This is a genomic window from Kitasatospora sp. NPDC059722 (genome assembly GCF_042733235.1).
Taxonomy (GTDB): domain Bacteria; phylum Actinomycetota; class Actinomycetes; order Streptomycetales; family Streptomycetaceae; genus Kitasatospora.
In genome coordinates, this window is sequence record NZ_JBHWGD010000009.1 from 159,757 (window position 1) to 178,309 (window position 18,553).

The 18,553-nt window shown below is 74.6% G+C and carries 21 protein-coding genes; 8 read left to right on the forward strand and 13 right to left on the reverse strand.

Translation table 11 applies throughout. The annotated features are described in order from the left end of the window. Positions 1–120: 120 nt before the first annotated feature. From ACFV4F_RS08335 to ACFV4F_RS08355, 5 genes are read right to left on the reverse strand one after another with little or no spacing between them, the layout of a single operon-like run. A complete protein-coding gene (locus ACFV4F_RS08335) occupies positions 121–489 on the reverse strand; it encodes a hypothetical protein (protein ID WP_380448980.1) in 369 nt (122 codons plus the stop codon). Between the two features lie 5 nt (positions 490–494). Continuing rightward, positions 495–1,874, reverse strand: coding sequence for an FAD-binding oxidoreductase (locus tag ACFV4F_RS08340; RefSeq protein ID WP_380497042.1), 1,380 nt, complete (start codon positions 1,872–1,874; stop codon positions 495–497). Then, complete coding sequence (locus ACFV4F_RS08345; protein WP_380500990.1) at positions 1,871–2,941, reverse strand: NAD(P)/FAD-dependent oxidoreductase; 1,071 nt, start codon at positions 2,939–2,941, stop codon at positions 1,871–1,873. Before ACFV4F_RS08345 ends, ACFV4F_RS08340 begins: the two co-directional genes overlap by 4 nt. Positions 2,942–2,947: 6 nt before the next feature. Next, a complete protein-coding gene (locus ACFV4F_RS08350; RefSeq protein WP_380500992.1) occupies positions 2,948–4,303 on the reverse strand; it encodes a class I tRNA ligase family protein in 1,356 nt (451 codons plus the stop codon). Next, the gene (locus ACFV4F_RS08355) at positions 4,300–4,656 is read right to left on the reverse strand and encodes a cupin domain-containing protein (protein ID WP_380448987.1); all 357 of its coding nucleotides are present in this window, start codon (positions 4,654–4,656) and stop codon (positions 4,300–4,302) included. Before ACFV4F_RS08355 ends, ACFV4F_RS08350 begins: the two co-directional genes overlap by 4 nt. Before the next feature lie 154 nt (positions 4,657–4,810). On the opposite strand from ACFV4F_RS08355, the gene ACFV4F_RS08360 reads away from it, so the two are divergent. After that, positions 4,811–5,278 (forward strand): hypothetical protein, encoded by a 468-nt coding sequence (locus ACFV4F_RS08360; protein WP_380500994.1) that lies wholly within the window; start codon positions 4,811–4,813, stop codon positions 5,276–5,278. 11 nt (positions 5,279–5,289) lie between these two features. After that, the gene (locus tag ACFV4F_RS08365; RefSeq protein WP_380500996.1) at positions 5,290–5,451 is read left to right on the forward strand and encodes a hypothetical protein; all 162 of its coding nucleotides are present in this window, start codon (positions 5,290–5,292) and stop codon (positions 5,449–5,451) included. Here ACFV4F_RS08365 and ACFV4F_RS08370 read toward each other — a convergent pair. From ACFV4F_RS08370 to ACFV4F_RS08390, 5 genes are all read right to left on the reverse strand, one after another. Next, the gene (locus tag ACFV4F_RS08370) at positions 5,408–6,391 is read right to left on the reverse strand and encodes an LLM class F420-dependent oxidoreductase (protein ID WP_380500998.1); all 984 of its coding nucleotides are present in this window, start codon (positions 6,389–6,391) and stop codon (positions 5,408–5,410) included. The two genes, ACFV4F_RS08365 and ACFV4F_RS08370, sit on opposite strands and share 44 nt — an antisense overlap. A gap of 16 nt (positions 6,392–6,407) precedes the next feature. Further along, positions 6,408–7,121 carry a TenA family protein gene (locus tag ACFV4F_RS08375; RefSeq protein ID WP_380501000.1) on the reverse strand — a complete coding sequence of 238 codons (714 nt, stop codon included), beginning with the start codon at positions 7,119–7,121 and terminating at the stop codon, positions 6,408–6,410. After that, a complete protein-coding gene (locus tag ACFV4F_RS08380; RefSeq protein ID WP_380444014.1) occupies positions 7,121–7,543 on the reverse strand; it encodes an SCP2 sterol-binding domain-containing protein in 423 nt (140 codons plus the stop codon). Before ACFV4F_RS08380 ends, ACFV4F_RS08375 begins: the two co-directional genes overlap by 1 nt. A gap of 37 nt (positions 7,544–7,580) precedes the next feature. Then, entirely contained in the window at positions 7,581–9,212 is a 1,632-nt protein-coding gene (locus ACFV4F_RS08385; RefSeq protein WP_380501002.1) for an FAD-dependent monooxygenase, read from the reverse strand. Positions 9,213–9,280: 68 nt separating this feature from the next. Next, on the reverse strand, positions 9,281–10,558 hold the full coding sequence (locus ACFV4F_RS08390; RefSeq protein ID WP_380497032.1) for a lysine N(6)-hydroxylase/L-ornithine N(5)-oxygenase family protein: 1,278 nt from the start codon (positions 10,556–10,558) through the stop codon (positions 9,281–9,283). 205 nt (positions 10,559–10,763) lie between these two features. On the opposite strand from ACFV4F_RS08390, the gene asnB reads away from it, so the two are divergent. The 6 genes from asnB (at position 10,764) to ACFV4F_RS08420 (ending at position 16,367) form a co-directional block, all read left to right on the forward strand. Continuing rightward, positions 10,764–12,605, forward strand: coding sequence for an asparagine synthase (glutamine-hydrolyzing) (asnB, locus tag ACFV4F_RS08395; protein ID WP_380501004.1), 1,842 nt, complete (start codon positions 10,764–10,766; stop codon positions 12,603–12,605). A gap of 36 nt (positions 12,606–12,641) precedes the next feature. Then, a complete protein-coding gene (locus ACFV4F_RS08400) occupies positions 12,642–13,082 on the forward strand; it encodes a cupin domain-containing protein (protein ID WP_380444022.1) in 441 nt (146 codons plus the stop codon). Beyond that, the gene (locus ACFV4F_RS08405; RefSeq protein WP_380501006.1) at positions 13,079–14,350 is read left to right on the forward strand and encodes a beta-ketoacyl-[acyl-carrier-protein] synthase family protein; all 1,272 of its coding nucleotides are present in this window, start codon (positions 13,079–13,081) and stop codon (positions 14,348–14,350) included. The genes ACFV4F_RS08400 and ACFV4F_RS08405 overlap by 4 nt, the downstream gene beginning before the upstream one ends. Next, a complete protein-coding gene (locus ACFV4F_RS08410) occupies positions 14,347–15,573 on the forward strand; it encodes a ketosynthase chain-length factor (protein WP_380501008.1) in 1,227 nt (408 codons plus the stop codon). The genes ACFV4F_RS08405 and ACFV4F_RS08410 overlap by 4 nt, the downstream gene beginning before the upstream one ends. Before the next feature lie 75 nt (positions 15,574–15,648). Further along, on the forward strand, positions 15,649–15,903 hold the full coding sequence (locus tag ACFV4F_RS08415; RefSeq protein ID WP_380444028.1) for an acyl carrier protein: 255 nt from the start codon (positions 15,649–15,651) through the stop codon (positions 15,901–15,903). A 5-nt stretch (positions 15,904–15,908) separates the two neighbouring features. Beyond that, positions 15,909–16,367 carry an SRPBCC family protein gene (locus tag ACFV4F_RS08420; RefSeq protein WP_380444030.1) on the forward strand — a complete coding sequence of 153 codons (459 nt, stop codon included), beginning with the start codon at positions 15,909–15,911 and terminating at the stop codon, positions 16,365–16,367. Between the two features lie 9 nt (positions 16,368–16,376). Here the strand turns inward: ACFV4F_RS08420 and ACFV4F_RS08425 are convergent, their stop codons facing one another. The 3 genes from ACFV4F_RS08425 to ACFV4F_RS08435 form a co-directional block, all read right to left on the reverse strand. Next, positions 16,377–17,312 carry a GlxA family transcriptional regulator gene (locus ACFV4F_RS08425; protein WP_380501010.1) on the reverse strand — a complete coding sequence of 312 codons (936 nt, stop codon included), beginning with the start codon at positions 17,310–17,312 and terminating at the stop codon, positions 16,377–16,379. Continuing rightward, on the reverse strand, positions 17,309–17,893 hold the full coding sequence (locus tag ACFV4F_RS08430) for a cysteine hydrolase family protein (protein WP_380501012.1): 585 nt from the start codon (positions 17,891–17,893) through the stop codon (positions 17,309–17,311). Before ACFV4F_RS08430 ends, ACFV4F_RS08425 begins: the two co-directional genes overlap by 4 nt. Positions 17,894–17,969: 76 nt before the next feature. Further along, the gene (locus ACFV4F_RS08435; protein WP_380501014.1) at positions 17,970–18,521 is read right to left on the reverse strand and encodes a GNAT family N-acetyltransferase; all 552 of its coding nucleotides are present in this window, start codon (positions 18,519–18,521) and stop codon (positions 17,970–17,972) included. Positions 18,522–18,553 lie beyond the last annotated feature (32 nt).

Below are 18,553 nucleotides of genomic sequence, written 5' to 3' on the forward strand. Positions count from 1 at the left end.
CACACATTTCCCGGGGGCCGCCCCGGGGGTGGGTCTCCCTGCGGCGGGGGGGGGGCTCCCGCGTCGGCCCCCCCCCGGGGGGGGGGCGGGCGCCGGCCCCCGAGTCCGAGTCGGACGGGGTCAGCCCCCCGTCCGGCCACGGACCTCCTCGATGTGGGAGACCCCGCTGCTGCCGTCGGACCGCCGCCACTCCTCGCGGAGGCGCAGCCGCCCGTCCGGCAGCCGTTCCGGCTTGCTCGTGCACTCCCCGGCGACCACGCCGCCGTCCGCGAGCACCTGGCAGTAGGCGAGCCGCAGCGCGCCGTCGGGGCCGCAGGTGCCGACGAGGCGGCCGGTGAGCACCTTCCCGCCGCGGAACTCGGCCCAGACGAGGTCGCCGAGCTGGTGGTAGTGGCCGACGGGGGACTCCCCGGCGGCCGCGGTCTCCGGCGAGCCGCCCGGGTCCGCCGAGAAGAAGCGGTTGTTGTAGTCGATCCGCGCCCCGGTCACGGCCCTCACGCCCCCGTCGCCGGGGCGATGGCGAACGCCGGGCGGAAGACGTTGTCCGGGTCCAGCCGCCGCTTGAGCGCCGCGAGCCGCTGGTGCCCCCGCTCCCCGTACGTCCGGACGGCCCGCGCGGTGTCCGAACCCTCCGGGTCCGACAGGTAGTTGACGTAACCGTCGCCGGACGTGCCCCAGGGCTCGGCGGCCCGCGCCACCGACCTGGCCCACGCGATCCGCCCGGGGTCGGCGTCGGCCGCCTCCCAGATGGCCATGCCCGTGACGTTGAACCGCGCGGTGCGCCAGCCCACCGCGGACGGCCGCTCGGGCTCCCGCCGCACCGCCCCGCCGAACGCCTCCAGGTAGACGGTGTCGTTGAACTCCCCGCGCCAGCGCCCGGCGTGGAACCGCTCGACCAGCGCGGCGATCAGCTCGTCCGGCAGCCCGTCGGTGCAGCGCGCGCTCCAGTAGTGGCGCAGCCCGTACGGCAGGCGGCCGAGGAACTGCTGCATCGACAGGTACGGGCGCCGCTCGACCTGCCAGTCCAGCACCTCCGGCTCGCGCAACTGCTTGTCGAGCAGCGCGGGGTAGCCGGGGTCGGTGCCGCTGTAGCAGACGCTCAGGACGGCGGCGGGCTCCTGCGCGGGCCCGTACCGCTCCAGCAGCAGGATGCAGACCAGTCCGTCGGGGCCTTCGGTGCCGAGCCGCCGGAACAGCTCGACCGCCCGGGTCATCTCGTGCGCCGGGTAGGCGACCGTGCCGCCGTGGACGGTGGTGACCGGGTGCAGCCGGAACACGAACTCGTCGACGACGCCGAAGTTGTGCCCGGCGCCGCGCAGCGCCCAGTCCAGCTCGGGGTCGGTGTCGGCGTCTACGGCCAGGCGGTCGCCGTCGGCCGTGACCAGCGAGTACTCCAGGACGTTGTCGCAGGAGAGCCCGTAGCGGCCCATCAGGTGCCCGATCCCGCCGCCGAGGGTCAGCCCGCCGACGCCGGTGGTGTCGAACGTGCCGCCGGTGACGGCCAGTCCGTGCCGGGAGGCGGCCGCGTCGAACTGGGCCCAGGTCGCGCCGCCCTGCACCCGGGCGGTGCGGCGGTGCGGGTCGATCCGGACCCGGTCCAGCAGCCGCAGGTCGATCACCACGCCGTCGTCCACGCCGGCCGTCCCGGCGATGTTGTGCCCGGCGCCGCGCACCGCGAGCGGCAGGCCGGCCTCGCGGGCGAGCTGCACGACCCGGCGCAGCTCCTCGCGGTCGCAGGGCAGCACGATCAGCCGCGGGCGGCGGTCGTGCATGCCGTTGAAGAGCTGCCGGGTGGCGTCGTAGCGGGGGTGGCGCGGGTCGATCACGCGCTCGGGGCACACGGTTTCGAGGGCCCGCCGCAGCGTGCTGGTCATGACAGCTCCAGGAGGTCGTCGAGGTCGTCGCGGTAGCCCGGCGCCCGCAGGTCGCGGGCGGCCCGGCGGCTGGCCGCCAGGGCGCACTTGGCGGCGCCGCCGCTGCCGCCGGTGAAGGTGTGGACGGCCGGGTCGGTGGTGGCGCGCAGCTCCAGCAGGCCCGAGGGGCTGTAGCAGTCGGCGGCCACCACGGTGCGCCGCACCCGGCCCAGCCGCAGGCCGGGCAGCCGCAGGAGGGCGAGCAGTTCGGTCTCCCGGCGCAGGTCGGGGAGGGGGCGCAGCGGTTCGGCGTGCTCGTCCCAGCAGTCGGTGGGCACGCCGAGCAGCACGTCGCCGCGGCCGTGCGGGCGCCCGTACAGCCCGGTGGTCCCGTCGACGAAGCACGGCGGGCGGCGGCCGCCGGCCCGGTGGACGGTGTACTGGACGAGCTTGCCGCGCAGCCGGGTGGGCTCGCGGTGGTCCAGGCCGCTCTGGCGCAGCAGCGGCCCGGTCCGCCGTCCGGCGGCCAGGACGGTGAGGTCGCAGGAGAGCGTGCCGCCGGGCAGCCGTACCGAACCGGGGCCGACGGCCAGGGCCGGGCCCGCGACGGTGCGCCCGCCGTGGTCGAGGAGGTCGCGGAGCAGGCCGTGGCGCAGCGCGTCCGGGCTGAGGTAGCCGGCGTGCCGTTCGGCGAGGTAGTGGGCGTCCGGGGGGCCGGTGATCCCGTACCGTTCGGCGGCGCCGGCCGCGGTCAGCTGCTCGGCCGAGCCGGGCAGCCGGTCCTCGACGAGGTCCAGCAGGGCGGTGGGCGGGGGGTCGTCGGTGAGGTACAGCGAGCCGGTCTCGCGGTACTCGGCGAGGGCGGCGAGGGCCGGGTCGGCGCGCAGTTCGGCGAGGCTCTCGGCGGCGAGCCGGCAGGCGGCCGGGTCCGGCTCGAAGCCGCGGACCAGGCCGCCGGAGGCGGCGGTGGCCTCGCCGGGCGGGGTGGCGGCGGTGATCAGGCACACGTCGGTGCCCGGTGCGCCGCGCCGCAGCCGCCAGGCGAGCAGGGTGCCGGCCAGGCCCGCGCCGATGATGCAGATCCGCACGGCCGCCTACCGTTCCGGGGCCGGGCCGCGGCCGGTGAGCGCGTCGAGCAGCCGTCGGGCGCGGGCGTCCAGGGGGTGGGTGTCAGGAGCGCCGGCGGCGAGCGGCAGGAGGCAGCGGGCGGCGAGCGCGGGGTCGAACGTCTCGGGGCGCAGGGCCTGTTCGGCCCGGGCGAGGTCGGCGTCGGCGAGGGGCCCGCCGGGGTCGGGGTGCCGGGGCGGGCGGTGCTCGGCGAAGGCCGCGTAGCCGGCCGCGGTGAAGTTGCTCGGGAAGGGGGCGGGGCGGTCCCAGTTGAGGAAGAGCCGGAGGGTCTCCGGGTCCTCGGTGGTGAGCAGCTCGTGGGCCCAGACGGCGTGGTCGCGGCTGGTGGAGAACTTGAGCCCGTCGAGCCGGTAGAACTCGTTGACCACCAGGCCGGACAGGACGGACCGCCAGGGCGCGCCGGCGGCGACGGCCAGGGCGGGGAAGACGGCGGCGTAGTAGAAGGCGTTGTCGATCCCGAGGAACGGCCACAGACCGCCCAGCCCGCCCCAGGCGGCGCCGAGTTCGGTGAGGCGGCGGGCGTCCGGGTCGAGCCGGCGCCCGATCAGGTCGAGGTAGGACAGGCCCATCTCGACCCAGACGTCGAGCCGGTTGCCGCCGACCAGTTCGATCCCCCAGTCGGTGGGGTAGCTCACCGGGACGTCCGGCAGCCCCTCGTCCAGCAGCCGCGTGAGCAGGGCGCGGACCCGGGCGGGGAGCACGGCGGCGGACCAGATCCGGGTCAGCGCCTCCCGGTGGTCCTCCAGGGCGAGGACGGGCCCCCGGTGGCGCACCGTGCGGGGTGCGCCGCCGCACCGGCACCGCGGGTCGCGCAGCTGCGCGGCGGTGGCGAAGCCGCCGCACGCCTCGCAGGTGCCGCCGCCCATCGGCTCGCCGCAGGCCGGGCAGCCGCCGCCGACGTAGCCGTGGTGCAGGGTGCGTCCGCAGTCCTCGCAGAGCAGCATCGGCCACTCGGCCTCGGGCAGCAGCCCGGCGGTGACCATTTCGACGCAGAGCCGGGCCACCCGGGCGCGGTGGTTGCGGTCGGTGCGCGGGGTGGTGAAGACGTCGTGCTCGATCCGGGCGGCGGTGAGCGAGGCGCGGATCAGCGCGCCGAACTCGTCGACGAGCTCGTCGGGTTTGCGGCCGAGCTGCTCGGCCCTGGCGACGACGTAGTTCTGGTGGTCGTCGGTGCCGCAGACGGTCAGCACCCGCTCGCCGCGGGCGTGCGCGGCGCGGGCGGCGACGTCGGCCGCGAGGTAGGGGCCGGAGAGGTGGCCCAGGTGCAGCGGGCCGTTCGGGGTCGGGGGCGGGCTGAGCAGCACCACCGGGCGGGCGGTCACGACCGGTCCCCGTCCGCCGCGCCGGGCAGCCAGTAGATGCTGAGGATGGTCAGCGGGTCCGTCTCGGAGCGGTTGTGGATGACGTGCCGCTCCTCGGGGTCGAGCAGCACGGCGGTGCCGGCCGGGGCCGCCGTGGTGCCGGACCCCTCGACCTCGAACTCGGCCCGGCCGGTGACCACCACCGCCAGTTCCGTCTCCGGGTGGCCGTCCCGCGCGCTCGACGAGCCGGGGCCCACCAGGCACCACATCGCGTCGAACGGCAGCCGCGCCGACTCGGCGTACTGCGTCCAGCGCCCGATCCGTATCCCGTACTCCGCGGAGAGCTCCGCCGAGTCGCAACTGAGCCTGCGCACAGTCGTCAACCCCTCATCGTCGTCCGGTGGTTGTTCGCGTGGTCCAGGGTGGTGGCCGGGCCTCGGAGCGGGCTGGGGGCCGGCTGGTGGCGGGCTGACGGACGTCCAGGCCGGTTCGATCCCGCCTGGAGGGCGCCCGCCTACCGTGGCGGCCATGGATGTCGGAGTCGTGCCGGTGCCCTGGGCACCGCGTCGGATGGTCGCCCTCGCCCCGGACCGGGTGCGGGGCTGGCGGGTCAAGCGGTACGGCATCTCGGCCACCCGGCCGAGGCCCCCCGCCCACGTGATCGAGGCCGCCCGCCGGGCGGTCGAACGCAGCCTGCCGGAGGCGTATCCGGAGGCCTTGAGCTGCGCCTTCAGCGTGCTGCACGAGGACGAGGACGGCTGCTACGTCGTCGTCGCCTGGTGGAGCCCCAACCGGCTGATCCTGCACTCCCGGACGTGGATCTCCGCGTGGGCCGACCCGGCCGACTGGCGGCCGGCCCCCGGTGCGGCCACCGCGTGCATCTGGGAGCTGGTGGCGATGGGGGCGGAGCGGGACGCCTGGGTGCGCCACGTGGTGCGCCCGGACGTCCCCGACCTCGACGGCTACCTGGCGGCCACCGTCAGCGGCGAGTTCTGAGGAGGACGGACATGACCCTCGCCGCCCTCCTCGCCCTCGGCGTGCTGCTGCGGAGGCTGCCCGCGGGCCGCCGGGCGATCGACCGCGCACTGGCCGCGATCGCCCGGCGGTCCGGAGCGGGAGCCCGGCTCAGGAGCGCCCAGCCGGAACGATCTTCGCCACCGCCGCAATGACCTCCGCCCACACGTCGAGCGCGCCCTCCCGCCACGGGTCGGGCGGCTCGACGATGGCGTGGTCGACCCCCAGCTCGGCGAGCCGCTCGAAGCGCTCGACCGCGCCGGCCGGGGAGTAGGCCCCGCCCCCGCCGGTCCGGGTGAGCGCGCCCGTGCCGAGCGTGGTCTTCTCGATCTCGCCGTACGGCCGCCCGGCCTCCTCGCAGCGCTGCCGCAGGACGTCGAACTGCTCGCGGATCACCTCGGTCGGCTTGAGGTGGGCGTTGCGCCGCATCGGGTGCTGCGGCGGCAGCGTGGCCAGCTTGTCCTTGATGAGCTCGGGGTCGGGCAGCTCGTAGACGTTGCAGGCGTCCGCGTACCGGGCGACCAGGCCGAAGGTCTTGCGCCGGCCCTGGCCGCCGATCAGCACCGGCGGGTGGGGCCGCTGCGGCGAGTTGGGCTCGTTGCGCGGCTCCTCCAGCCGGTAGTGCCTGCCGAGGAACGGCTCCTCGTTGCCCGCCCACATGTGCTTGGCGAGCCGCACGGTCTCCTCCAGCCGCTCGAACCGCTCGGCCCGCGGGACCACCGGGATGCCCAGGCCGCGCTGCTCCTCCTCGTACCAGGCGGCGCCGATACCGAAGTACATCCGGCCGCCGGAGAGCGCGTCGAGGGTGCTGACCGTCTTCACCAGGACACCGGGGTGGCGGTTCACCACGCCGGTGACGAGGGTGCCGAGGCGGATCCGCGAGGTCTGCCCGGCGACGAAGCCCAGCGTGGCGTACGCCTCCGGGCACGGGCCGGCCGGGCCGCGGTTGAGCGGGGTCTGGAAGAAGTGGTCCATCACCCAGAGGCTGTCGAAGCCGACCTCCTCCGCGGTCCGCGCGATCCGCCCGAGCGTACTGCCGATGTTCTCCGGCGAGCCCGGCCAGCCGAAGTTGGTGATGTTGATGCCGAGGCGCACGCGCCACCTCCTTTGGTCAGGACGTCATGGAAGCGATGGGCCAGTCGAGTTGGCGCAGCGCCGCGTCGACGAAGCTCCACTCGTACCGGGTGGCGATCGCGAAGTTCCGCTCCAGCCCGGCGAGTTCCCGGGCCGAGCAGCTGCGCCCCAGGTCGTCGACGAGGGCCAGGAAGCCGTCCAGGACCTCCCGGTAGTCCTCGCCCGGGTGCAGCGCGGAGACCCAGGAGGCGTAGCGGCCGCCGGGGTCGTGGCGCTCGCGCAGGTCGTCGGCGACGCTCAGGTAGAACCAGGAGCAGGGCAGCAGCGCCCCGACCCCCTCGGCCAGCGAACCGGCGCTCGCGGCCCCGAAGAACGAGGTGTACGCGTGGGTGGCCGGATCGGCCGGCCGGGTGCGCCAGGAGTCGTCGCCGTCGGCGGCCAGTTCGCCCGCCATCAGGTCGTACCCGAGGGCCATGGCCTGGCGGGCCTCCAGGGTGCCGACCGCCATCCGGGTCAGCACCAGGGCGTGGTCGTGGTCGTGGGCCAGCGCGGCGCAGCGGGCCAGGGCGCGGCCGTACGCCGGGAGCAGGAAGTCGGCGTCCTGCCGGGCGAAGTGCAGCAGCGCCCCGCCCGGCAGGGAGCCGTCGCGCAGGCCGGCGAAGAACGGGTGCTCCCGGACGGCGTCCAGCAGCGGCGCGCCCGCGGCGCCCAGCCGTTCGTGCAGCGTCCCGGTCATCGGAGTCTGGGCCATCAGTCGAACCACTCGCCCTGCTTCATGCCGAAGAACGCGTTGCCGCGGAGCTTCAGCTTGCCGGTGACGAAGGCCTTCTGGCCGGAGAGCTTGCCGGTGGCCATCAGCAGCATGTCGACGACCTTGACGCCGATGACGACGTCGGCGTCCTCCCGGGTGCCCTTGCCGACCGTGCACGCGCCGTCGGCGACCACCAGGTGGTACTCCTGGACGCCGCCGGCGGTGGCCACCTCGTACTGGAAGACGCCGCTCTCGCCGCCCGCCTTGGCCGGGTTGAACGTCGAGGCCAGCTGCTCGTACACGGTGTCCAGCGCGGCCGGGACGCCGCCGGGCAGTCCGGCGAGCCTCCCCTCCACCTGGTCCTTGGGCGTGGCGTCCACCAGCGCGACCAGTTCCTTGAACCGGGTCTCCAGCTCGGACATTGTCGAACTCCTCTCGTTTGACAAGGGATCGGGTGTTTCAGTCGCGGGCGAGGACGCGGGTGAGAGCGGCGACCAGCCGGTCGCCGTCCGGGTCCGCGCCGGTGCGGCTGCGCCAGGCGACGAAGCCGTCCGGGCGGACCAGCACCGCGCCGTCGTCGCGCACGCCGTGCCGCTCGGCCCACTGCGCGGTCGGCACGTCGAGGTCGAACCCGGCCAGGTAGAAGTCGAGTTCGACGTCGAGCTCGTCGCACGCGCGGAGCACGGAGGCCGCCCAGGTGGCGCCGGAGCGGCCGGCCACCAGGGCGAAGTTCCGCCCGTACAGGTCGAGGGTGGAGGTGCCCGCGCCGGTCGCCAGGTGCGGGGCGCGGGTGCCGGGCTGGGCCGAGAGGCGGCCGGTCTCGACCGCGGGCAGCCCGTCGTCGGCGCCGTCGGCCGGGTCGGGGACGACGGCGCCCGAGCGGTAGCGGTAGCCCAGGATGACGGACCACCAGTCCCACAGCCGCATGCCGTCGACCTCGTCGGACGCCGTGGTGCCGGTGCGCCAGACCATCTGCGCCATGGCCTGCTCCATGGTGAACTCGGAGACCGCGCGGCGCTCGGCGTCGTAGCTCTCCAGCAGCCCGGGGCCGGCCTCGCCCTTGACCACGGCGGCCAGCTTCCAGGCGAGGTTGTGGGCGTCCTGGATGCCGGTGCTGCCGCCGAACGCGCCGGTCGGCGGCACGATCCGGGCGGCGTCGCCGGCCAGCAGGACCCGCCCGTGGACGAACCGCTCGGCGCAGTACGCCCCGATCGCGAACGGCAGCACCTCGGTGCCGTCCGGCAGCTGGGGCACCAGCCGGCCGTCGAGCTCCGGCAGGCCGACCGCCTCCCGGAACAGCTCCAGGCAGCGCTCGGCCGGGTAGTCGGCGACCGTCTCGCCCTTGCGGGGCTCGAAGGGCACGCCGAAGCACCAGCGGTTCTTCCCGTCGTGCGGGAAGATCACCGTGCCCTGCCGCGGGCTGCCCAGGTAGGCGAAGCCGAAGCGGCGGCCCGCGACGACCTCCTCGATGTCGGCCTCGACCACCATGGAGAGGGTGTCGAGCAGCACCCCGGGGCCCTCCACCGGGATGTCCAGCAGGCGCCGCACGGTGCTGCGCTGGCCGTCCGCCGCCACCACGTAGGCGGCCTCCACGGTGTACTCGGCGCCGCCCGCGGCCTCGCGCACCCGCGCCGTGACGCCGTCCGGGCGCGGGGTGAGGGCGGTCAGCTCGACGCCGTAGCGCACGTCGGCGCCCAGCTCGCGGGCCCGTTCGCGCAGGATGACCTCCAGCCGGTCCTGGTCGATCGGGCACCACTCGGTCGGGCTGACACCGTCCGCGGAGCCGGTCGCCAGGTCGACGAAGTCGACGTCCCGGTCGGCCAGGGTGCGGGCCATCAGCATCCGCGAGGAGTCGGCGTCGGAGGCCACGATGCCCTCGCCCCGGGCGGCGAAGAGCCGCTCCTCCAGACCGGCCTGACGGAACACCTCCACCGAGCGGGCGTTGATCCCCCGGGCCCGGGGGTGCACCAGTTCCTGCGGATGGCGCTCGACCAGGACCGGGCGCAGCCCGTGCCAGGCCAGGAACACGGCCGCGGTCAGGCCTGCCATCCCGGCGCCCACGATCAGTACGTCGGTCCGGTTGTCGGGCATCTCGTCTACCTCCAGGTGCCGTTGGGCGGGGGAGCGGGGACCGGTCGGTCCGGGGCGGTCCGGGCGGGTCAGGCCCACAGGGTGTGGACCTGCTCGTCGCGGATGCTGAAGACCGACCGGTCGAGCAGGGAGTTGATGATCACGGCGCTGCGCACCGAGAGCAGGCTGAGGTTGGGGTCGACCACGCCGTGGCTGGACTGGGCGCGGTTCTGGGCGAAGATCCGGTTGGTGTCGCCGTGCTTCCAGCGCAACGAGTAGTCCGCCTCGATGACCGGCTCCTCGCCCGGTGCCAGGTCGAGCAGTTCGGGGTCCAGCGGCAGCGGCGCGGGCCGCCGGCCGGTGGCCAGCACGACGTGCCGGGCCGAGTGCTGCTCCTGGCCGCCGCCCAGCCGGCGGCAGCGCAGGACCACCGAGCCCTGCCGCTCGACGGCCCCGACCACGTCCCGGCCGGGCAGCATCATCACCGGGGAGCGTCCCTCGGCCAGCCGGATCTCGTAGTTGACCTGGTACAGCTCCTGCAGCGTGGCCATCGAGACGCCGTCGCTGGTGAGGATCTGGTTCGTCGCGATGCTGTCGCGCACGTGCGCCGGCAGGCTCTGGAAGTGGCGCACGTACGCGGGCCGGTAGAAGTCGTTGGCGGGCGGCGAGTCGTCCATCGGCGCGAACCACGGCCGCCGGCCGATCCAGCGGATCTCCCGCAGCCCGAGCCGCAGCAGCGAGAGCACCGCCTCGGCGCCGGTCTGGCCGCCGCCGATCACCACGGCCGTCTCGTGCGGTCCGGGCCGGCAGCCGGTGAAGTGCCCGGTGAGCTCCTCGGCGAGCAGGACGCCGTGCGGGCCGGGGAGTTCGAAGCAGTCCGGCACGTACGGGCGGGTGCCGAGGCCGAGCACCAAGTGGTCGGCGGTGGCCACCGGGCGGTCCCCGGAGCCCAGGACGAAGACGCCGTCGAAGGAGATCGCGGTGATGTCGACGCCGTACCGGATGGTGCCCAGCTCACCGCTGGCCCAGGCCAGGTACCGGTCGTACTCCAGCCGGGGGATCGCTTCGAACTGGGCGTTCAGGAAGGCGTAGATCCGCCCGGTGGTGACCAGGTAGTTGAGGAAGGAGAAGCGGTTGCGCGGATCGACCAGGGTGACCAGGTCCTTCACCCAGGAGGTCTGCAGCCGGGCCCCCGGGTGCATCAGCTCGGGGTGCCAGGCGTGCGAGCCCCGCCGGTCGAAGAGCGCCACCGCCCCGGGAACGGTGCCCTCGGCGAGGGCGGCGAAGCTCAGGTTGGCCGGGCCCGCGCCGATGCCCGCGACCGCGAAGTGCGGGAGCCCGGCGGGCCGGCTGGTGGAAGTCGACACGGTTGAAGCCTCTTTACGTGAGGGTGCGGTGGCCCTGCGGTACTGCCGGGGACAGCGTTCCGGCTGCCGGTAGAGGAGTCCTCGAAACGCTCTGAGCCCCGGACACGCCCGCCGGACGTTCAGGCGGGCTCGATCCACCCGAGAGGGCGGCTCCCCATGCTGTGTCGCGGCACCGACCGGGGACGTCGCGACCGAGGGGATCCGCATGACTTGCATCGCCGGGTGGGTGGGGCTGGGGCCCGACCCGGACCGGAGGACGGCGGGCGTGGCCGCGATGGCCGCCGCGATGACGCCCGGGGGCCCGCCGGCCCACGGGACCTGGACCGACGGGAACGCCCTGCTGGCGTTCCCCGGCCCACCGGGGGCCCGCCCGGCCGCCCTGGTCGAGGACGGCGAGGTGACGGCCGTGATCGCCTTCGCCGGCACGCTGTACGGGCCCGAGGGCGTGCGCCGGGTGCTGGACGCCCGTGGCCACCGGCCCCGCTCCGGCGGCGACCCGGAGACCGTGCTCCACGCCTACCGGGAGTGGGGCGCCGACTGTCCGGTCCGGCTGGACGGCGCCTTCGCGTTCGCGCTGTGGGACGTCCGCCGCCGCCGGCTCCTGCTGGCCAGGGACCGCCTCGGCGTGCGGCCGCTGCACTACGCGCGGCTCGGCGACGAACTGGCCTTCGCCTCGGAGCCGAAGGCCCTGCTCGCCGGGGAGGCGGTCGACCCGGCGGCGGACGCGGACAGCCTGCGCGAGCTGTTCACCCAGATCAAGACCCCCGGTCGCAGCGTCTTCCGGGGCGTCGACGAGGTCCGTCCGGGCCACGTCGTGGAACTGGCCGACGGGTGGCTGACCGAGCGCGCCTACTGGCGGCTGCAGAGCCGCCCGCACCCCGACGACCGGGACACCACCGTCGCGACCGTGCGCCTGCTGCTGTCCGACGCGGTGAACCGGATGCTGCCCGAGGAGCCCACGCCCTGCGTGCTGCTCTCCGGCGGCCTCGACTCGGGCGCGGTGGCCGCGCTGGCCGCCCGCACCTCGGCGGAGCGCGGGGCCAAGCCGCTGCTCACCGCCACCGGCACCTTCCTCGGCCACGCCGAGAACTTCCGCCCCGACCACGTGCGCGCCACCGCGGACGCCCCGTACGCGGCCGAACTGGCCCGCCACCTGGGCTCCGAGCACGTCGACGTGGTGCTCGGCACCGCCGACCTGGCCGATCCGGCCGGCCGCCTGGCGGTGCTGCGCGCCCAGGACCGGCCGACGCCGTTCGCCGAGATGGACGTCGCCGCCCACCTGCTCTTCGCCGCGGTGCGCGAGCGCGCCGGCGTCGCGCTCTCCGGCGAGGCCGCCGACGAGCTGTTCGGCGGCTTCCCGTGGATGCACGACCCGGAGCTGGTGCGCACCGGCCACTTCCCGTGGGTGGCGTACGAGCGCTCGCACGAGCAGTCCAGGGACGGGCTCGGGCTCGGCCTGTTCGACCGCGGGCTGCTGCGCGGCCTGGACCTGGCCGGGTTCGGCGCCGACAGCTACCGCCAGGCGATCGGCGAGGTGCCGCGGCTGGACGGCGAGAACGCGGCCGAGCGGCGCATGCGCGAGCTGTGCCACCTGCACCTGACCCGGTGGCTGCCGCGCCTGCTGGACCGGGACGACCGGCTGAGCCGGGCGGTGGGGCTGGACGCCCGGATGCCGTTCTGCGACCACCGCCTGGTCGAGTACGCCTTCAACGTGCCCTGGCGGATGAAGTCCTTCGACGGGCGCGAGAAGAGCCTGCTGCGGGCGGCCGTCGCCCCGCTGCTGCCGCGTTCGGTCGCCCAGCGGCGAAAGAGCCCGTTCCCGGTCAACCAGGACCCGGCGTACGCGCGGATGCTCCAGCGCGAGCTGGCCGCCGTGCTGCGCGACCCGGCCGCCCCGGTGGCCCCGCTGCTGGACGGCGCGGCGGCCCGCGCGGCGGCCGGCGCCGAATGGCCGGGCGGGTCGGACTGGCTGGCCCGCACCAACATCGAGTTCGCACTCCAGCTCAACACCTGGCTGGCCGAGTACCGCGTACAGCTTGCCGTCTGACGATCCGTCAGTCGGACCACCGGAGAAGGAGAGGCCATGACTTCAACCCCTGCGGGCGAGCCCGGGAAGGTCGCGTTCGCGGACGTCCCGCCGAACCGGCGGCGCGGCGGCGACCTGCGCGTCCTGCTCAGCCCGAGGACGTGCGCGGCCACCGCCGGCTTCCTGGGCGCGGGGTCGCTCATGCCCGGCGAGTTCGTCAGCGAGCACTACCACCCGTACTCCGAGGAGTACTTCTACATCGTCGGCGGCCGGATGACGCTGCTCCTGGAGGGGCGGCCGATCGAGCTGGTGGCGGGGGACTCGTTCATGATCCCCAAGGGGCTGCGGCACCGGATGGACAACCACGGCGACGAGGAGATGTTCGCCGTGTTCTTCCTCGGCCCGCTCGCCCCCAAGCCCGAGCTCGGCCACGTGGACACCGAGGAACTTCCCTCCTCCGGCGGCGAGTTGCCGCAGGTCGGAGCCGTGACCTCATGACCGGGCGCCGCGTCGTGGTGACCGGCATCGGGGTCATCGCACCCAAGGGCGTCGGCACCGGCGCGTTCTGGGACACCCTGACGGCCGGGCGCACCGCCACCCGCCGCATCACCCACTTCGACCCGTCGGACTTCCGCTGCCAGGTCGCCGCCGAGATCGACTTCGACCCGCTGGCCTGCGGCCTTTCCCCGCAGGAGGCCCGCCGTCTGGACCGGGCCGGCCAGTTCGCGCTGATCGCCGCCCGCGAGGCGCTCGCCGACAGCGGCCTGGCCGGCGGCGCACCCGACCCGGGCCGGGTCGGCGTCTCGCTGGGCAACGCGATCGGCTGCACCGAGCTGATGGAGCGCGAGTACGTGGTGCTCAGCGACGGCGGCAGCAAGTGGCTGGTGGACCCGCAGTACGCCGTCCCGCACCTGTACGACGTCATGGTCCCCAGCTCGATGGCGGCCGAACTCGCCTGGGCCTGCGGCGCGGAGGGCCCGGTGGGCCTGATCTCCACCGGCTGCACCTCGGGCATCGACGCGCTGGGCCACGCCTTCGAGCTGGTCCGCGAGGGCAGCGCGGACGTGATGCTCGCGGCCGGCACCGACGCACCGGTCTCCCCGGTCACGGTCGCCTGCTTCGACACCCTGCGCGCCCAGTCCACCGCCAACGACGACCCCGAGCACGCCTGCCGTCCCTACGACCTCAACCGCAAGGGCCTGATCCTGGGCGAGGGTTCGGCGGTGATGGTCTTCGAGGAACTGGAACACGCCCGCAAGCGCGGCGCGTACATCTACTGCGAGGTGGCCGGCTACGCGAGCCGCGCCAACGGCTACCACATGACCGGCCTCAAGCCGGACGGCCGGGAGATGGCCGAGGCGATCCGGGCCGCGCTCGACCAGGCCCGGGTCAACCCGCAGGAGATCGACTACGTCAACGGGCACGGCTCCGGCACCCGGCAGAACGACCGGCACGAGACCGCGGCCTTCAAACGCGCCCTGGGCGCGCACGCCTACCGGGCCCCGGTCAGCTCCATCAAGTCGATGATCGGGCACTCGCTCGGCGCGATCGGCGCCATCGAGGTGGCCGCCTGCTGCCTGGCGATCGAGCACGACGTCGTGCCCCCGACCGCCAACCTGGAGACGCCGGACCCGGAGTGCGACCTGGACTACGTCCCGGTCACCGCCCGGGACCAGCGGACCGATGTCGTGCTCAGCGTCGGCAGCGGTTTCGGCGGGTTCCAGAGCGCGATCGTGCTGGCCGACGAGGGGAGGGTGCTCCGATGACCGCGGAACCGGACAGACGCGCCGTGGTGACCGGCCTGGGCGTCGTCGCGCCGACCGGGATCGGCGTGAAGACGTACTGGGCCAACACCCTCGACGGCCGCAGCGGGCTGGCGCCGATGACCCGGATGGACCCGACCGGCTACCCGATCAAGGTCATCGGCGAGGTGCCGGGCTTCGACCCGTACGCGCTGCTGCCCAGCCGGGTCGTTGTGGAGACCGCGCTGATGACCCAGTTCGGCCTGGTCTGCGCCGAGGAGGCCCTGCTCGACGGCGAGCTGGATCCCAAGGAGCAGCCCGAGTACCAGATGGGCGTCGTCACCGCCAACGCCACCGGCGGCGCCGAGTTCGGCCAGCGGGAGATGCAGAACCTCTACTCCAAGGGGCCCTCGCAGGTCGGCGCCTACATGGCGATCGCCTGGTTCTACGCGGCCAACTCGGGCCAGATCTCGATCCGGCACGGCATGCGCGGGCCGAGCGGCGTCTTCATCACCGACCAGGCCGGCGGGCTGGACTGCGTGGGCCAGGCCCGGCGCACGATCCGGGGCGGCACCACCTTCGTCCTGTCCGGCGGCACGGACTCCTCGTTCTCCCCCTCCGGCCTGGTCGGGCAGATCCCGCCCGGCCTGGTCAGCCGCAGCGCCGACCCCGCGCGGGCCTACCTGCCCTTCGACGCCGAGGCCTCGGGCTACGCGCCCGGGGAGGGCGGGGCGATCCTCCTGGTCGAGGAGGCGGAGTCGGCCCGCGCCCGCGGCGTGCGCCCGTACGGCGAGATCGCCGGCTACGCCAGCGCCTTCGACCCGCACCCGGCCACCGGGCGCGGGCCCAACCTGCGCCGGGCCATCGAGGGGGCGCTCGCCGACGCCCGGTGCGCGCCGGCCGACGTCGACGTGGTCTTCGCCGACGGCTACGGCGTCCCGGCGCTGGACCGGCTGGAGAGCCGGGCGCTCGCCGAGGTGTTCGGCCCCGCCGGGGTGCCGGTCACCGTGCCCAAGACCACCACCGGCCGCCTCTACGCGGCCGGCCCGACGGTCGACCTGGTGGCGGCGCTGCTGGCGGTGCGCCACGGCGTCGTCCCGCCGACCGTGAACGTCACCGCGCCCTCCCCGGACTGCCCGGTCGACCTGATCCTGGGCGACCCCAGGGAGGCGGCGGTGCGCACCGCGCTCGTGATCGCCCGCGGCCACAACGGCTTCAACGCCGCGGTCGTCGTCCGGGCCGTGTGAACAGGCTCCGCCCGAACAAGAACAACCCGAACAAGAACAACCCGAACAGTGCTGAACGAAAAAGGAGTTGAAGCGATGGACACCCTGAACCTGGACGGCCTGCGGGACATCATGCGCCAGTGCGTGGGCACCGGCGAGGCCGTCGACCTCGACGGCGACATCCTGCACGCCGACTTCGGCGAGCTCGGCTACGACTCGCTGGCCGTCCTGGAGGTGGTCACCCAGGTCCAGGGCCGGCTCGGCGTCGCCATCCCGGACGAGGTGATCGACGACCTGCGCACCCCCGCGGCCCTGCTGGAGTACGTCAACCGGCAGCGCGCGGAGGCCTGAGCGCGATGACCGAACACGGGCACACCGAGTCGAGCACGGTCGTGGCGGCGCCGTTCGACCTGGTCTGGGAGATGACGAACGACGTGGCCGGCTGGCCGCGACTGTTCACCGAGTACGCCGACGCGGAGATCCTCGAACAGCGGGGCGACACCGTGCGGTTCAGGCTCACCATGCACCCCGACGAGGCGGGCGTGGCCCGCACCTGGGTCTCCGAGCGCACCAGCGACCTGAGCACCCGCAGCGTGCGGGCCCACCGGGTCGAGACCGGACCCTTCGAGTACATGAAGATCTTCTGGGAGTACCGGGAGACCCCGGACGGCGTCCACATGCGCTGGGTGCAGGACTTCCACGTGCGGGACGAACTCCCCTTCGGGGACAAGGAGATGGCCGAGCACCTGACGGCCAACACGGTCGTCCAGATGCGGGCCGTCAAGGAGCGGATCGAGGCCGCCGCCAGAGCGTGACCCGGGCCTTCAGGCGCCAGCGCCCGCACCGGCACCCGGGCCGGTGCGGGCGCGCAGGCGGCGCAGCATGCGGGCGTCCTGGAAGCCGACCGCGCGGGCGGCCGTCTCGGTGGTCGCGCCGTGGGCGATGAGGTGTTCCGCGCGCTCGACGCGCAGCTCCTGCTGGTAGCGCAGCGGGGTGCGGCCGGTGGCCTCGGTGAAGTGCCGGGTGAGGGTGCGTTCGCTGACGCCGGAGGCGGCGGCGAGGTCGGTGAGGCCGAGCCGGGTGTCGAAGCGGGCGTCGATGAGGTCCTGGGCGCGGTGGACGGCGTCGACGAGGTGGCCGCGGTGCCGCAGCATCGCGCTGGCCTGCCGCTCGTCGCCGTTGCGCCGGGCGTAGACGACCATCTCGCGGGCGATCCGGGCGGCCGCCGCCGGGCCGTTCCGCACGGCCACGAGGTGCAGCGCGAGGTCGATGCCGCTGGCGATCCCGGCCGAGGTCACGACCCGGTCGTCGACGACGTAGAGCACGTCGCGCACGACGCTCGCCCGCCGGTAGCGCTGGGCGAGCTCCTCCTGGAGGTCGTGGTGGGTGGTGCACCGCCGGCCGTCCAGCAGCCCGGCGCGGCCGAGCGCGTCGGCGCCGGCGCACACGCTGGCCACCGTCCCGCCGGCGGCGTGGTGCGCGGCCAGCCGCTCCAGCGTGGCCGCGCTCAGCGCGCCGTTCTGCCGCAGCGTGACCGACCGCCAGCCGGGGACCACCAGGAGGTCCCCGGGCGACAGCTCCGGCCACGCGGTGGCGGCCCGCAGCGCGATGCCCTGCGCCGTGGGGACGTCCTCCTGCTCGGCCACGTACGCGCTCTCGTAGCCGAGGCCGTGGTCGGCCGCGGTGGAGAACACCTGGGCGGGCCCGGCGAGGTCCAGCAGGTGTACGTGGGGGACGAGCAGGAAGACGACTCGGGTCACGATCCGGTCAGCTCCTTGACGGTGGTGACGGTGGCGAAGCGGCCGGCCAGAGCGTACTCGGTGCGGGCGATGATGTCGTCCGTCGAGAGGGTGCGCGGGTCGGCGAGGACCTCGGCGAGGCTGCGCCCGGCGGGCGCGTCGCGGTGCTCGATGGGGTGGGTGGCGGTGGCGTCGGTGACGAAGACGACCTCGTAGCCGAGGTCGCTGGCGACCCGCGTGGTGGTCTCGCAGCACTGCTCGGTGCGGATGCCGCTGACGACGACGCCGCCGACGCCGTGCTGGGTGAGCACCTGCTGGAGGTTGGTCGTGGTGAACGCGTTGTGCGAGGTCTTGGTGACGACAGGCTCGCCCTCGGCGGGCGCCAGGCCGTCGATGAGGCGGACGAAGCCGCGGGCCGGGTCGAAGACCGTGCCGGTGCCGGGCTCGGAGTGCAGGACCCAGACGACGAGGTCGCCGCGGCCGCGGGCGTGCTCGACGAGCTCGTTGACCCGCTCGACGATCGCGGGGTTGGACACGGCGGCCCAGTTCTCGCGCTGCCGGAAGGATTCCTGGACGTCGATGACGAGGAGTGCGTTCTTCATGCCTCGATCATGGCGCTCGGCGGGGGCCCGCGCGTAGACACCATCGGGCCCCGATGCGGAACGATCCGGTCATGCGCTACCGGGCTGCCGGGCGGGTCAGGCGCCAGAACAGGTCCTCGCCGGTCTCGGCCGGGGCGACGGGCTCGGCGGGCAGGCGGCGGTGCTCGGTGAAGCCGAGCCGGGCCGGGATCGCGCCGCTGGCCAGGTTGGCCGGGTCGTGGCAGACCTCGACGTACTCGACGCCGGGCAGCCGGAACGCCTGCTCGACCAGGGCGCGCGTGGCCCGGGTGGCGATGCCGCGGCCGGTCGCGGCCGGGTGCAGCCAGTAGCCGATCTCGCGGCCCTCGTCGGGGGAGTCCTCGCGCCGGTACAGCGAGCAGGCGCCGACGATGGAGCCGTCCTGCACGATCGCGTAGGTGTGGTTGGCGTTCGCCCACTGCTCCTCGCGGCGGGCCAGGAAGTCGGTGGTGGACTCCAGGCTGTGCCCGGCCACCCACGGCATGAACGGGCGCAGGTGCTCCAGCGACTCCTCGATGACGCGGAAGAGCTCGGGGAGGTCGGCCTGGCCGCGGAAGGTGCGCAGCAGCAGGCCGTCGTTCAGGTCGATCACCGGTTCGGGCAGGCTCATCTCCGGAGGATGCCACGGCCCTCCCGGGCCGC